This is a genomic window from Janthinobacterium sp. GW821-FHT03C10 (assembly GCF_059420865.1).
The window spans coordinates 1,541,333-1,556,015 of the sequence record NZ_JBWKUN010000001.1 but is presented as its reverse complement, the minus strand read 5'-3'; the positions used below and the strand labels follow the sequence as shown (position 1 = coordinate 1,556,015).

General features: G+C 60.6%; 13 protein-coding genes and 1 pseudogene. 7 read left to right on the top strand and 7 right to left on the bottom strand.

Annotation, left to right across the window (positions count from 1 at the left end; genetic code table 11):
- Positions 1–3: 3 nt before the first annotated feature.
- The 5 genes from AC07VH_RS06670 to AC07VH_RS06650 all read right to left on the bottom strand — a co-directional run bounded on the left by AC07VH_RS06670 (position 4) and on the right by AC07VH_RS06650 (position 6,783).
- The gene (locus AC07VH_RS06670; RefSeq protein ID WP_494788236.1) at positions 4–1,908 is read right to left on the bottom strand and encodes an alpha/beta hydrolase family protein; all 1,905 of its coding nucleotides are present in this window, start codon (positions 1,906–1,908) and stop codon (positions 4–6) included.
- A 253-nt stretch (positions 1,909–2,161) separates the two neighbouring features.
- Positions 2,162–4,210: a sodium:solute symporter family protein gene (locus AC07VH_RS06665; protein WP_494788237.1), complete on the bottom strand. Its 2,049-nt coding sequence runs from the start codon at positions 4,208–4,210 to the stop codon at positions 2,162–2,164.
- Positions 4,207–4,521, bottom strand: a complete 315-nt coding sequence (locus tag AC07VH_RS06660) for a DUF4212 domain-containing protein (RefSeq protein WP_494788238.1) — start codon at positions 4,519–4,521, stop codon at positions 4,207–4,209. The genes AC07VH_RS06665 and AC07VH_RS06660 overlap by 4 nt, the downstream gene beginning before the upstream one ends.
- Positions 4,514–6,052 (bottom strand): sensor histidine kinase, encoded by a 1,539-nt coding sequence (locus AC07VH_RS06655; protein ID WP_475417503.1) that lies wholly within the window; start codon positions 6,050–6,052, stop codon positions 4,514–4,516. Before AC07VH_RS06655 ends, AC07VH_RS06660 begins: the two co-directional genes overlap by 8 nt.
- Complete coding sequence (locus AC07VH_RS06650) at positions 6,049–6,783, bottom strand: response regulator (protein ID WP_475417502.1); 735 nt, start codon at positions 6,781–6,783, stop codon at positions 6,049–6,051. Before AC07VH_RS06650 ends, AC07VH_RS06655 begins: the two co-directional genes overlap by 4 nt.
- 241 nt (positions 6,784–7,024) lie before the next feature.
- Here AC07VH_RS06650 and recA point away from each other — a divergent pair, with 241 nt between their 5' ends.
- The 6 genes from recA (at position 7,025) to AC07VH_RS06620 (ending at position 12,658) form a co-directional block, all read left to right on the top strand.
- Positions 7,025–8,128 carry a recombinase RecA gene (gene recA / locus AC07VH_RS06645; RefSeq protein ID WP_076565922.1) on the top strand — a complete coding sequence of 368 codons (1,104 nt, stop codon included), beginning with the start codon at positions 7,025–7,027 and terminating at the stop codon, positions 8,126–8,128.
- Positions 8,129–8,331: 203 nt separating this feature from the next.
- A complete protein-coding gene (gene recX / locus AC07VH_RS06640; RefSeq protein WP_326458744.1) occupies positions 8,332–8,787 on the top strand; it encodes a recombination regulator RecX in 456 nt (151 codons plus the stop codon).
- A gap of 488 nt (positions 8,788–9,275) precedes the next feature.
- Positions 9,276–9,836, top strand: a complete 561-nt coding sequence (locus tag AC07VH_RS06635; protein ID WP_475417501.1) for a DUF2889 domain-containing protein — start codon at positions 9,276–9,278, stop codon at positions 9,834–9,836.
- 78 nt (positions 9,837–9,914) lie between these two features.
- Positions 9,915–11,084: an ADP-forming succinate--CoA ligase subunit beta gene (gene sucC, locus AC07VH_RS06630; protein ID WP_230539079.1), complete on the top strand. Its 1,170-nt coding sequence runs from the start codon at positions 9,915–9,917 to the stop codon at positions 11,082–11,084.
- 13 nt (positions 11,085–11,097) lie between these two features.
- Complete coding sequence (gene sucD, locus AC07VH_RS06625; RefSeq protein WP_475417500.1) at positions 11,098–11,979, top strand: succinate--CoA ligase subunit alpha; 882 nt, start codon at positions 11,098–11,100, stop codon at positions 11,977–11,979.
- A 214-nt stretch (positions 11,980–12,193) separates the two neighbouring features.
- Positions 12,194–12,658, top strand: a complete 465-nt coding sequence (locus AC07VH_RS06620; protein ID WP_475417499.1) for a pilin — start codon at positions 12,194–12,196, stop codon at positions 12,656–12,658.
- Between the two features lie 21 nt (positions 12,659–12,679).
- Here AC07VH_RS06620 and AC07VH_RS06615 read toward each other — a convergent pair whose 3' ends face one another.
- On the bottom strand, positions 12,680–13,402 hold the full coding sequence (locus AC07VH_RS06615) for a flagellar brake protein (RefSeq protein WP_489629668.1): 723 nt from the start codon (positions 13,400–13,402) through the stop codon (positions 12,680–12,682).
- A gap of 163 nt (positions 13,403–13,565) precedes the next feature.
- Between AC07VH_RS06615 and AC07VH_RS06610 the strand changes: the two genes are divergently transcribed.
- Complete coding sequence (locus AC07VH_RS06610; protein ID WP_494788239.1) at positions 13,566–13,946, top strand: DUF6713 family protein; 381 nt, start codon at positions 13,566–13,568, stop codon at positions 13,944–13,946.
- Between the two features lie 6 nt (positions 13,947–13,952).
- Here the strand turns inward: AC07VH_RS06610 and AC07VH_RS06605 are convergent.
- A pseudogene (locus AC07VH_RS06605) lies at positions 13,953–14,114 on the bottom strand (cyclic pyranopterin monophosphate synthase MoaC); the annotation flags it as partial.
- Between the last annotated feature and the right edge of the window lie 569 nt (positions 14,115–14,683).

The following is a 14,683-nucleotide window of genomic DNA, read 5'->3' as shown; positions in this document are numbered from 1 at the left end:
AGCCTACTCCTTTTTTAGCGGGACGCTGTCTTTTCCGATATTTCTGTCAAGGAATTTCTCCACGCGCTGCCAGAAGTCTACGCGCGTGGCCGCCAAGTCCCAACGGTCACCCTCTTCGGCATACAGCTGCCAGTCGACGCGTGAATTGCTCAGCTTGAGCTTGTCGCGGAACTGCGTGCCCTGGTATGTGGGAACGTTGCTGCTGGCCCCTCCGTAGGCCAGCAGCAGGGGCTGCGTCAATTTTTCGGCCTGGTACATGGGAGAGCTGGCCTTGAGCTGGGCGGCATCGTGCACAGGATCGCCTATGCGTTGCGGCATGGAGTATTGTCTTTCCTGCTCGCCCATCCGGTGACCAACGCTCCAGTGTTGCGTGAACATTTGCGGCAAGTCGGTGATGCCGCTCCAGCTGACGCCACAGTGGAACAGGTCGCTATTCTTGATCAATCCCATCAGGGCTGCGTAACCGCCATAGGCGCCGCCGCCGACGATGCAGATGCGTTGTGGATCGGCAATGCCTTGCGCGATGGCCCAGCGCACGCCGTCGGCCAGGTCATCCTGCATGGCCAGGCCCCATTGTTTCCAGCCCGCCCGAAGGAACTGGTCGCCGCGCCCACCGCTGCCGCGAAATTCGGGTTGTAGCACGGCGTAGCCGCGCGAGGCGAGGAATTGCCGCTCGCTCATCCATTGCCACAGGCTGCCACGTCCTCCTGGCACGCTGCGCACGAGCAGCACCATCGGCAATTTCTTCCCGCCGCCCTTGGGCAAGGTCAGCCAGGTGGGAATCTCCATGCCGTCGCGCGCGCGATAGGTCATCAAGTCGGTTTGCGCCATGTACCGCGCATCGATGGCGGGACGGGCATCGCCGATTTTCTGTAATTGACGAGTTTGCTTGTTGTACAGCAAGTAGGCGCTGGGCTGGCGGTCCGAATACGCCGTCACGATGAGCTGCGGGCTATCCGCCCTGGCGCTGCGTGAGACCAGGTTGATGGTCGCCGGCAATTGTGTGTCGATGTCTTGCTGCACGGCCTTCCAGTCGGCGCTGAACCATTCGGTGGTGGTGGCATCATTGGTGTAGTAGACGCCCAGCAGGCGTTTCTGGTCCGCGAGGATGCCGCCGACGAAATCGTAGCCGGCCAGCGTGACCAGCGGCTTGCCCGTGACGCGGCCAGCCGTCAGGTCGTAGGCATACAGGGCGCGCTTGTCGGCACCGTTGCGGCTGCTGACATACAGGGTGCCGTCGGGTCCGAATTCCACGGGCGTGATGGCGCCGGGTCCGTTGTCATAGATATCCTGGCTGGCGACGGCGCGCCAGCGCTGATCGTCCTGCTCAAGGTAGTAAAACGTCTTGCGCCCGTCCTCGACGACCATTGCCAGGCGCGGCCTGCCCTGCTGATCCAGCAGCCAGTGGCGCACGCCTTTGGCTGGCGGCATCACCTTTTCCCATTGTTGGGTGGTGGTGTCGAGGCGCAGCAAGTCGAATTGTCCGACCTCTGCCGTATTCTCATTACGTTCCTTGAGCACAACGGCTTTCTGGACATAGATGACATCGGAAGCCTGGGCGCCGGGCTGGTCCAGCAGATATACGGAGGGAGGCAACTTCCTGGACGCAAAGCGCGGGTCGTCCGCTGTCCCATCCATGGAGGCCAATTGGCGGTAATTGCCGCCATCGCGGTCGACGACGAACATGCCCGGCGCATATTTGCGCTGGCCGTCTGCCGCGTGCGAGTCGGTGGTATCGAATACCAGCCGCTTTGCATTGACCCATGCCACTTTATCAATATCGCGGTCGCTGAAGTTGGCAACGACCTTGACCTCCTGGCTCGCCACATCGAGCACGGCCAAACGCCGGCGCCGGTTGTCGCCCATCAGCAAGATGGCCACCGCCCGTCCGTCAGGCGACAGTGCCACGTTGCTGATCTGATCTTTATCAAAGAAAGCGGCGGTGCCAATGCCTGACGGGGCATCAGCCGCTGGGCTGGCGCCTGCGGCGATACGAAGGCCAGCAACAGGCAGGCAGTCACAACGCGGGTGAGCGCCATATAGCGTTCAAGAGAGACCTTGCCGGGCATCATTTTATCCCTTGATGGTTGGTAAATAAGGTATTTATTTATGCATTATTTCTAGAGGCTATCATTGTTTTTACGTTTGAGGCAGCAGGCCGTTATTCCGGCGCCCGGATATGCTCGACCAGTCCCCGGCCGCGCCGTCCCGGCGCCGGCGTCAGCCAGCTGACGAGGATGGCGGCGGCCAGGCCGGCGGGCACGCCGAAGATGCCGGCGGAAATCGGGGCGATATGGAACCATTGACCGCTGGCATTGCCTCCCAGCATGGTGCTGGTGTGCAGCATGTAGTACAGGCAGACGCCAAAGCCCGTCAGCATGCCGGCCAGCGCGCCCTGGTAATTGGCGCGTTGCCAGAAGACACCGAGCACCAGCGGCGGGAACAGGGTCGAGGCGGCCAGGGAGAAGGCCACGCCCACCAGCGACAAAATGTCGGCCGGCTTTTGCGAGGCCGCATAGGCGGCGATGAAGGCCACGGCCAGCAGCAGCAGTTTGGAAATCGTCACGCGCTTTTGCGTCGAGGCGCTGGGATCGACCACCTTGTAATAGACGTCGTGCGACAGGGCGTTCGAGATGGCCAGCAGCAAACCGTCGGCCGTCGACAGGGCGGCGGCCAGGCCGCCGGCCGCCACCAGGCCGGAAATCACGTAGGGCAGGCCGGCAATCTCGGGCGTGGCCAGCACCAGCACGTCGGCGTCGATGGAAATTTCCGCCAGTTGCACGATGCCGTCGCGGTTGACGTCGACGATGCTGATCAGGGGACTGAGCTTGTCCACGTTGGCCCAGTACGACACCCATGTGGGCAGGTTCGCGTATTGCGTGCCGACCAGTGCCGAGTAGATGTCGTACTTGACCAGCACGGCCAGCGCGGGAATCGTGAGGTAGATCAACAGGATGAAGAACAGGGTCCAGAACACGGACACGCGCGTTTCGTGCACGGACGGCGTGGTGTACGATCGCATGAGGATGTGGGGCAGGGCGGCCGTGCCCAGCATCATGCAAAATACGAGGGCCAGGAAATTGTTGCGCTTGATGTCGGACTGTTCCCGGTCGGCGGCGGGAAACGGCTGCGCGTGCGGAATGATCGGTTCGGCGCGTTTCTGATTCTGCGCCTGCGCGGCCTGCCACAGCACGCGTGCCTCGTCGGGACTCTTGGGATAGGCGATCAGGTAGCGCTCCGCGTTGCGGATGTCGAACAGCGAGGTATTGCGCTGGCGCAAACTGTCGAGCTGGCGCTGGGCCGCCAGGCGGCCTTGCTCCCAGGAACCGGGCAAGCCGTCGATGCGCGCCTGGTAGCTGTGCGCGCGCTGGCGGAAGATGGCGCGCACCTCGATCTCTTTCGGGTCCGTTTCCAGCACGTGTTCGCGCGCGCTCAGTTGCGGCAGCACCTTGCCATAGGCGATCTGCGGCACGGGATTGTCTGCATGCTTGACCGACAGCCACATGGCGGGAATCAGAAAGGCGACGAGGATGATGATGTATTGCGCCACCTGCGTCCAGGTGATGGCGCGCATGCCGCCAAGAAAGGAGCAGACGAGGATGCTGGCCAGGCCCAGGAAGATGCCGACGGAAAAATCCACGCCCGTGAAGCGCGAGGCGATCAGGCCGACGGCGTAGATCTGCGCCACGACATAGGTAAACGACACGATGATGGTGGCGGCCACGGCCACCACGCGCACGCTGGCGCCCCGCTTGTCGGTGCCGCTGCCGTAGCGGGCGGCGAGGAAATCGGGAATCGTGTACTGGCTGAACTTGCGCAGGTAGGGGGCGATCAGCAGCGCCACCAGGCAATAGCCGCCCGTCCAGCCCATGATGAAGGCCAGGCCGTCGAAGCCGTTCAGGTACAGGCCGCCGGCCAGGCTGATGAAGCTGGCGGCCGAAATCCAGTCGGCGGCCGTGGCCATGCCGTTGAACATGGCCGGCACCCTGCGCCCCGCCACATAGTATTCGGTGACGTTCGAGGTGCGGCTGATGACGCCGATGGTGGCGTACAGGGTGATGGTGACGAGCATGAACAGGTAGCCGATCCACGCGCGCGGCATGCCTTCCTGTTCCAGCACCGACAGGGCCAGCAGGAAGGCGGCGAAGCCGGCGGTAAACAGCAGGTAGTAGCGGCACAGCCGGGCAAAGAAGGTGCGCTGGCCGCTCATGCTTGTTCCTCGGCATGAAAAGCCCGGTCGAGGCGCCGCATGCGCCAGGCATACAAGGCGATGATGGCCAGGTAGACGAGCGAGGCGCCCTGGGCCGCCATATAGAAGGGCAGGGGCCAGCCGAACAGGTTCAGGTGCAGCAGCTCGCGCGCATAGAACACGGTCAGGAAGCCCGTCAGCAGCCAGACCAGCAGCAGGACGGCCGTCAGGCGCCGCGTCTTGCGCCAGTGCACGTCGCGGCGCGCCTGCAGTTCGGGGCCGGGCGCGCGCGCCGGCTGCAGCGGCGCCGCGGGAAGGCTGGGCTTATCCATACACGATGTCATCCTCTTCTGGCGCTTCCGGCAACAGCAGGGCGATGCTCAGGCGTAGCAGCGTGCCTGGCAACTTGGGCGACGTGGCGCGCGGATTGTTAAAAATATCGACTTCGGCGCCATGCTGCTGGGCAATCTCGCGCACGATAGCCAGGCCCAGGCCGCTACCGTCGACATTGCTGCCGAGAATGCGGTAAAAGCGCTCGAACACGTGGGCCCGTTCGGCCGGCGCAATGCCGGGCCCCGTATCTTCCACTTCCAGGATGGCCAGTTCCAGGGTGCTGCGCACGCGCACCGTCACGCTGCCCCCAAGCGGCGTGTAGCGCAGGGCATTGTCGATCAGATTGCTCAGCAGCTCGCGCAGCATCATGGCATTGCCGGAAATCATGATCGAATACGCGGGCTGTTCGAAGCCCAGGTCGATATGCTGGGCAAACGAGGCTTGCACCCAGTCCTGCACCACGCCGCGCGCCAGTTCGCTCAGTTCGATCGGCTCGAATGCCGTGCCCGCCTGCGGCTGGTTTTCCGCGCGCGCCAGGGCCAGCAGCTGGTTGACCAGGCGCGTGGCCGCTTCCGAACTTTTCGCCAGCTGCAGCAGCGAGCGATGAATCTCGTCGTGGTCGGTCTGGCGCAGGGCCAGCTCCGATTGCATGCGCATGCCGGCCAGCGGCGTCTTCATCTGGTGCGCCGCATCGGCGATGAAGCGTTTCTGCATGTCGATCGACAGCGACAGGCGCGCCAGCATTTCGTTGAGCGAACCGACCAGCGGCGTGATTTCCTCGGGCACCTGCCCCGATTCGATGGGAGATAAATCGTCGGGCGGCCGGGCGCGTATGCGTTCCTGCAATTGCGCCAGCGGCGACAGGCCGCGCGCCAGGGCAAACCAGACGAGGGCCAGGATCACGGGCAGGATGATGAACTGCGGCAAAATCACGCCCTTGATGATTTCATTGGCCAGCTGGGCGCGCTTTTCCAGCGTCTCGGCCACTTGCACCAGCGCGCGGTGCGGTTCGTCATCGCTGCCGGCAGGAATATCGAGATAGCTGAACGCCACGCGCACGGGCGTGCCGTGGATGGTGTCGTTGCGAAACAGCACCATGCCGCTGCGGTATTTGTCGGGGTCTTGCGGCGGCGGCAAGTCGCGGTCGCCGTCGAGGTATTCGCCGCGCGGACCCACCACCAGGTAATACAGGGTGTCGACGTCGTCGCCGCGCAGGAAGTCGCGGCCCTTGTTATTGCTGTTCTTGTCCGGCACGCGGCGCAGCAGCGCGCCGTCGGCCTGCTTGACCTGTTGCGTCAGCACGGTCACGCTGTCTTCCAGCGCATGGTCGAACGGCTGATTGGCGATGCCCTTGGCCACCAGATAGGTGATGGCGATGCTCATCGGCCACAGCAGGAGCAGGGGCGCCAGCATCCAGTCGAGGATTTCGCCGAACAGCGAGTGCTCGATGGTGTCGTCTTGTTCCGTGGTGGGCGGCTCGAACCAGTCGTCGTCGTCCGCCTCGTCCGCTGGCGCCTCGCGCGCCTTCACTTGCTGGCGGGCCCGCTGGCCGGGCTTGCCGCCTCGCCCGCTTCGGCTTGCAGGCGCGCCGCTTCCGAATATTTCTCCAGGCAGTAGCCGAGGCCGCGCACGGTGGCGATGCGCACGCCGCCCACCTCGATCTTCTTGCGCAGGCGGTGCACATATACTTCGATGGCATTGTTCGACACTTCCTCGCCCCATTCGCACAGGTGGTCGACCAGCTGTTCTTTCGAGACGAGGCGGCCGGTGCGGCCCAGCAGGATTTCCAGCAAGCCCAGTTCGCGCGCCGACAGGTCGAGCATCTGGTCGTTGATGTAGGCGCTGCGTCCCACCTGGTCATAGCTGAGGGGGCCGTGCTTGATGATGGTGGCGCCGCCGCCGGCGCCGCGGCGCGTCAGGGCGCGCACTCTTGCCTCCAGTTCCGACAGGGCGAACGGCTTGGCCATATAATCGTCGGCACCGAGGTCGAGGCCATTCACGCGCTGTTCGATGGAATCGGCGGCCGTCAGGATCAGCACGGGCAACAGCGAGGCGCGCGCGCGCAGGCGGCGCAGCACTTCCAGGCCGGACATCTTCGGCAGGCCCAGGTCGAGGATCAGCAGGTCGAATTCCTGGGTGGACAGGGCCGTATCGGCCTCCTGCCCGGTCTTGACGTAGTCGATCGCATAACCGGACTGGCGCAGCGAGCGGGTCAGGCCATCGGCCAGCACGCTGTCATCTTCGGCAAGTAAAATACGCATGGTGCACTTCCTATGCTTGCGGCGGTAGAAGCTTGTATTGTGTTTCATTTCCCGCAAGGTGGCGAGTTTTTGTGAGAAACCAGGCTTGTATTGATCTGTTTCAAAACAAATCCACGTTCCGCTTGCATTGATCACTGTTTTTTTATACAGTACTGTCTGTGTAAAGAATTTAACCCACTGGCGCTATCGCAGGTTGCCGGATTCATGTGAATCCGCACCTGTAGAACGGCTGAAAGAACATATGGACGATAAAAAAGCTGTAGTACCCGCATCGGAAAAAGCCAAGGCGCTCGCCGCCGCACTGGCGCAGATCGAGAAGCAGTTTGGCAAAGGTTCGGTCATGCGCATGGATGCCAGCGCACCGATCGAAGAAGTGCAAGTCGTGTCGACCGGTTCGCTCGGCCTCGATATCGCGCTGGGCGTGGGCGGCTTGCCGCGCGGCCGCGTGGTGGAAATCTACGGTCCGGAATCGTCGGGTAAAACCACGCTGACCCTGCAAACCATCGCTGAAATGCAAAAACTGGGCGGCACCTGCGCCTTTATCGATGCCGAGCACGCGCTCGACGTCGGTTACGCGCAAAAGCTGGGCGTGAACCTGCATGAATTGCTGATCTCGCAACCGGACACGGGCGAGCAGGCGCTGGAAATCTGCGACGCCCTCGTGCGTTCGGGCAGCGTCGACCTCGTCGTCATCGACTCCGTGGCCGCGCTGACGCCACGCGCCGAGATCGAAGGCGACATGGGCGATTCGCTGCCAGGTTTGCAAGCGCGTCTGATGTCGCAAGCCCTGCGCAAGCTGACCGGCTCCATCAACCGCACGAATACCCTGGTCATCTTCATCAACCAGATCCGCATGAAGATCGGCGTGATGTTCGGCAGCCCTGAAACGACCACGGGCGGCAATGCGCTGAAATTCTACGCCTCCGTGCGCCTGGACATCCGCCGCACCGGCTCGATCAAGTCCGGCGATGAAGTGATCGGCAACGAAACCAAGGTCAAGGTCGTCAAGAACAAGATCGCGCCGCCGTTCAAGGAAGCGCACTTCGACATCCTGTACGGCGCCGGCACCTCGCGCGAAGGCGAAATCCTGGATCTGGGCTCGGATGCCAAGATCGTGGAAAAATCCGGTTCGTGGTACAGCTACAACGGCGAACGCATCGGCCAGGGCAAGGACAATGCCCGCGCCTTCCTGCAAGAGCGTCCGGCGCTGGCCCGCGAAATCGAAAACAAGGTCCGCGCTTCGCTGGGCGTGCGCGAACTGCCGCCGCTGGCCGCTGAAAAGCCGGAAAAAGCGGATAAAGCCGCCGACAAGGCTGCCAAGGCTGCGGAAGCCAAGGCAGAGTAGGTCGGATTAGCGCGGCAAAGCCGCGCGTAATCCGACAACGCCACAGACGTCAACAATGTTGTCGGATTACGGCCCAAGGGGCCTAATCCGACCTACGCATGGCTTGTTGCAAGGTGTGACTATGATCGCCGTCCCGCGCTGTTGCGCCGGGCGGCGATTGTGTTTGGGTGATGTGATCGTGGAATGAAAGACAAGGTGGGTGTATGGCCGCAGTACAACTAAGCCTGAAGGGCAGGGCGCTACGCTTTTTGTCGATGCGCGAACACAGCCGCATGGAATTGCGGCGCAAGCTGCAGCGCCATGCGCAGGAGGGCGACGACGTGGAAGCCTTGCTCGACAGCCTGGAGCAAGCCAACTGGCTGTCGCAGGAGCGCTTTTCCGAATCGCTGATCCATCGCCGCTCGGCCCGCTTCGGCAACAGCCGCATCATGGCGGAACTGCAAAGCCACGGCATAGGCGGCGAGGCGCTGCAGGAACTCAAGGCGGGCCTGGCCGAAGGGGAAGTGGCGCGCGCCTGCGAGGTGTGGCGCCGCAAGTTTGGCCAGGTGGCGCAGGATGCGGAACAGCGCAACAAGCAGATGCGCTTCCTGATGCAGCGCGGCTTTTCCCAGCGTGCCGTGCAGGCGGCCTTGAAGGGGCTGGAGCCGGAGGACGACTAGGCGTGCGGCGCTGGCCGTCCCGCCGGCCTCGCTGTGTTCCTTCTGCAACAGTTCGTCGCTGCCCCGTGCCTTGCCTGCCAGGCAGCCTTGCTCCAGATCATTGTTTTACTGGTAAGTTCACTTTCCTCGCCGCCAGCCTGTCGATCGGATGGCATATTGTTGCGCTGCGTGGGGCCGGGCCTGACCGTGCCGCCGTGGGCTGCGCCGGCGCAGCCATTCGGTCAGGTGTTTCGCGGCGCCCATCGGTCATATCTATCATCACCGTCCGTGATAACAGGCTCAATTTCCATGTGAGTTCTTTATACTTTGAAATGTTTTTATCAAAGCAATGAAAAATTATGTTGCGGCGCAACCGGCGCCTACTGTGCTACACTTTTAGGGTTTTTGCGGCGCCGCAGGTGCGGTTGCTGTTCGTAGAAGCTGCGAACAGAGTGCTTTAGGCACATGGCTGCTTACTAAATTATGGCCGCGCAAGCGGCATCGGTCTTATGCCCCTGTCAACTCCCGTATCCCGGCGCGCCCTACGGCACTCCCGCGTTATCGACGTCCAAGCGTATATGCGCGACGACGGCCTGTGGGATATTGACGCCCATATCACCGATATCAAAAGCTATGACGCGACCCTGGCCTCCGGCCCCCGTCCCGCCGGCGCCCCTCTGCATGACCTCCATTTACGCATTACCGTCGATCGCGAACTGACCATTGTCGAGGCCGAAGCCGCCTCCGATGCCGTGCCCTATCCCGGTTTTTGCGATACCATCGGCCCCGCTTACAGGGCGCTGATCGGTTTGAACCTATTGAAGAATTTCCGCCGCGACTTGAAACAGCGCCTGGCGGGAATCGCTGGCTGTACCCATTTGACCGAATTGGCGCAAGTCTTGCCGACTGCGACGGTTCAGGCATTTGCCGGCGATGTCTGGTCGACCCGTGACGGTGCGAATGCTGACTTGTCGCATGAAAAGCCGTTCCAACTCGACAAATGCCACGCCCTGCGCACCGATGGCGGGGCGGTTGCACAGTATTACCCGCGCTGGGTAGCCAAGGTGTGATCCCGGCGCTCTGTTTTTCCTGTTTTTTTTGCACCACTAACCGTATTTTTACAAATCAGTATCAGAAGGGAAGCCAGCATGAAAATCCATGAGTATCAAGCCAAAGAAATCCTCCGGCAGCACGGAGTGACGGTACCACGCGGTATTCCGTGCATGTCCGTCGAAGAAGCCGTCAAGGCTGCGGAAACCCTGGGCGGCCCGGTGTGGGTTGTCAAGGCGCAGATCCACGCAGGTGGCCGCGGCAAGGGCGGCGGCGTGAAAGTGGCAAAATCGATGGAACAGGTCAAGGAATACGCTGACCAGATCATGGGCATGCAGCTGATCACGCATCAGACCAGCGCCGAAGGCCAGAAAGTCAACCGCCTGCTGGTGGAAGAAGGCGCCGACATCAAACAGGAACTGTACGTTTCGCTGGTCACCGACCGCGTTACCCAGAAAATCGTCCTGATGGCATCGTCCGAAGGCGGCATGGACATCGAAGAAGTGGCCGAGAGCCACCCTGAGAAGATCCATCACGTCACCATCGATCCGGGCACAGGCCTGACCGATGCCCAGGCAGACGACATCGCCGCCAAGATCGGCGTGCCTGCCGGTTCCATCGCCGACGCCCGCGTCAACCTGCAAGGCCTGTACAAAGCCTACTGGGAAACCGATTGCTCGCTGGCCGAGATCAACCCGCTGATCGTCACCGGCAGCGGCAAGGTCATCGCCCTGGACGCCAAGTTCAACTTCGACCCGAACGCCCTGTTCCGTCATCCGGAAATCGTCGCCCTGCGCGATCTGGATGAAGAAGATCCAGCTGAAATCGAAGCGTCGAAATTCGACCTGGCTTACATCTCGCTCGACGGCAACATCGGTTGCCTGGTGAACGGCGCCGGCCTGGCCATGGCCACCATGGACACCATCAAGCTGTTCGGCGGCGAGCCAGCCAACTTCCTGGACGTCGGCGGCGGCGCCACGGCAGAAAAAGTGACCGAAGCGTTCAAGATCATGCTGAAAAACCCAGGCCTGAAAGCCATCCTGGTGAACATTTTCGGCGGCATCATGCGTTGCGACGTGATCGCTGAAGGCGTCATCGCCGCAGTGAAAGCCGTCTCGCTGAACGTACCGCTGGTCGTGCGCATGAAGGGCACCAACGAAGACCTGGGCAAAAAGATGCTGGCCGATTCCGGTCTGCCTATCATCGCAGCCGACACCATGGAAGATGCAGCCAAGAGCGTCGTTGCCGCTGCTGCCGGTCAAGCTTAATTAAGGAATCAACATGTCCATTCTGATCAATAAAGATACCAAAGTCGTTACCCAAGGGATCACCGGCAAGACCGGCCAGTTCCACACCCGCGGTTGCCGCGACTACGCGAACGGCAAAGCTGCCTTCGTGGCAGGCGTGAACCCGAAGAAAGCCGGCGAAGATTTCGAAGGCATTCCTATTTTCGCTAACGTTACCGAAGCGAAAAAAGAAACCGGCGCCAACGTTTCCGTGATCTACGTGCCGCCAGCAGGCGCGGCAGCGGCGATCTGGGAAGCTGTCGAAGCTGAAATGGATCTGGCCATTTGCATCACCGAAGGCATTCCTGTCCGCGACATGATGGCCCTGAAGGACCGCATGGCGAAAGCTGGCAGCAAGACCTTGCTGCTGGGCCCTAACTGCCCAGGCCTGATCACGCCAGACGAAATCAAGATCGGCATCATGCCAGGTCACATCCACAAGAAGGGCCGTATCGGCGTCGTATCGCGTTCGGGCACCCTGACCTATGAAGCAGTGGGTCAACTGACGGCACTGGGTCTGGGCCAATCGTCGGCAGTCGGCATCGGCGGCGACCCGATCAACGGTCTGAAGCACATCGACATCATGAAGATGTTCAATGACGATCCAGATACCGACGCGGTCATCATGATCGGCGAAATCGGCGGTCCAGACGAAGCCAACGCGGCTTATTGGATCAAAGACAACATGAAAAAACCGGTCGTCGGCTTCATCGCTGGCGTGACGGCTCCTCCAGGCAAGCGCATGGGCCACGCCGGCGCGCTGATCTCGGGCGGCGCCGATACGGCACAAGCCAAGCTGGAAATCATGGAAGCTTGCGGCATCACCGTGACCAAGAACCCGTCGGAAATGGCGCGTCTGCTGAAAGCCATGCTGTAATTTCAGCCCGCTGACCGCAGTACAAAAAAGGAGCTTCGGCTCCTTTTTTTTGTCCGCAAGACAGGCCGTTTTCCGGCCTGAGCGGACGGCGCTGGTCCGATAGCGCCCAAATGTGTCGCTTTTCTTTCCATGTGTACCGCCGCTGCCCGGGCGCACCGCTGGCATGGCGCTTGCACTGTGAAGGGCATGACCAACTGCACTCCGGGAGGATGCGATGCGCGCGCAAAGCGGATTTACCCTGATAGAACTGATGATCGTGGTGGCCATCGCCGGCATCCTGGCGGCCGTGGCCATTCCCCAGTACGGCGACTATACGATGCGGGCCAAGGTCAGCAACGTGCTGGCCGCCGCCGCACCGTTGAAAACGGCCGTGGCCCTGTGCGTGCAGGAAAATGGGGGCGAGGCGGCCGCCTGCAGCACGCCCACCGAGAGCGTACCAAGTTCCATTCCCGTGTTCAGTGCCACGCGCGAAGTGGCGAGCGCCACTGTGGACAAGGGGAATATAGTGCTGACCCTCGCTGCCGACCTGGGTACGGGGATCGGTGGGCAAAGCGTGACGATGACCATGAAGCCGGGTACCAGTAGCCTGAGCTGGTTCAACAGCACCACCGTGACGAATCTGGCGGCGAAGGAAGCGATTATCAAAAACAACATTCCCGACGTGACCCCGACCCTGTAAGCGGCGCTGGCCAGCCGGGTATCAGACGATTTTTTGCCGGTCCGCGATCAGCGCTTCATAGGTAAGGTTTTGCAGCAGGGTGTAGTGGGTCGGTTCCAGGTCGATGAATTGCACGCCATATGTATAGATTTCGGCTGCGTCGGCGGCATGGCCATTCGACGGCTTGCCCACGCTGACGTTCTGGATGCGGGCGCGCGTGTTGACGCGCATCTGATGCTTGTTCGGCTGCACCAGCAGGGTAAAGCTGAGCGCCACGCCGTCGTCATCGGGCGTGAGCATGCCGGGCGCCTCAATCAGCGCGCCCGACACGCTGAGGTTGACGATGAACACGGGCACGGCCGCCACGTCGCGGTAGCTCAGCTGCGCCGGGATCTCCACTTTCACGCGCATGGCCGTGCGCAGGCTGGTGCCCTGGATGGTGTCGGGAAAGCTCAGGTGCACGTAATGGAGCGGCCGGCCGAAGATGCGCAGCACGCTGCACGCAAACGAACAGACGGTGACGCCGGAAAACACACGGATGGTCAGCTTGTCGCCCTCGTTGAGCACGATGGAGGCGCCATTTTCCATGGGAATCTTGACGATCAGGTACTCGTCTTTCACATAACCGATCACGGTCGAGAAATGCTGGATGGGTTTGATGGTGCGGTGCGTGATGAACTGAATGCGTCCTCCCACCTGCAGATTCATGGCTTCGAATTCGAAGTCCTGGAGCTTGCTTTCCGCGGCGGGCTTGTTGCTTGTCATGCGATGCTCATGTGGATATGGTCGACTCGCAGTATGCATGATTTCTTGATGAAAAAGCATTTATATCAATGAATTTCATATTGATATCGAAAAGTGCCATGGACAGGTCCCGCTGCGCGTTGCAGGCTTTACAATTGCGTCAATATTGACGAATGTAAATTTTATGCCACGCAGCTATTTTTGGACCATGTTGTGCCTGATCCTGCATCAAATCGACGCCGCCTACTGGAAAGAGTGGGAGATGTTTCATGTGTCAGGCGGCATACAGGGTTTCCTGATATTCAATCTGGCGGCGATCGCCGTGGTGCTGGCCGGTTACCGGCACGTGCTGTTGGCCACCCCGCGAGCGCCCCTGTATGCTTGTGTCTGCGCCGCGCTGGGCGTGGGAACGTGCCTGATCCATGCCGGCTTTGCGCTGGCAGGGCAGGAACAGTTCCACTTGCCCCTGTCCATGGCCATCATCGTGCTGTGCCTGGCCAGTGCCATCTGGCTGCTGTGCGACTTGCGCCGCGTCCGGGGCCAGCTGGCGCGCCAGGCAGCATAATGACACCTCGGCGTGCCAATCGCCCGACTTGCCCCCATGCTTCTCCAGCACGCGCACGTTGGTCATGACCATGCCCCGGTCGACGGCCTTGCACATGTCGTAGATCGTCAACAAGCCGATCTGCACGGACGTGTGCGCTTCCATTTCCACGCCCGTCTTGCCCTTCGTGTCAATCTTTCCTCTTCGCACACTGCAAATTGGTTGCCAGTGTGGATCGGTATGTTGGCTTGCGCCGGATGAATTATTTTTAGTGCAGCCATGTACTGAATATCCGACACATGTATCGCATTGGAGGCTATGCAGGTTTCCTCCGCTGTTTTCGATAGAGCGCTTTGCCTTAGCCATATCTTATTTACTGGTTCGAAACTGCTGCGGGCATGAGATCACCCATCGTTCTCAGTGGTGCCCATGGGCAATCTTATCTCGTATTGGGTCACATAGAGGATTTTCAAAAATGTATCAAAATGAAACAAAAAGTAATAAAATGTATCAAATAGTTTCTCGAAAAAAGTCTGTAAGGCGCATTTTTCCTCAGTGTTGACAAATTTCATTTTCTGAATATGTTACAATCTGTGCGTTTTGGATAGATGTGCTCAGAGATAGGCAAGCACTTTTCTTCAATGAGACACGTCTTTCGATCTTGCGTAGTAGAGTGAGATTTGATTTTTTGAATACCTTTTATGATATGTTCATTATTTTATTTGAAAAATAGTATGATTGATATATTAATTTCCCAT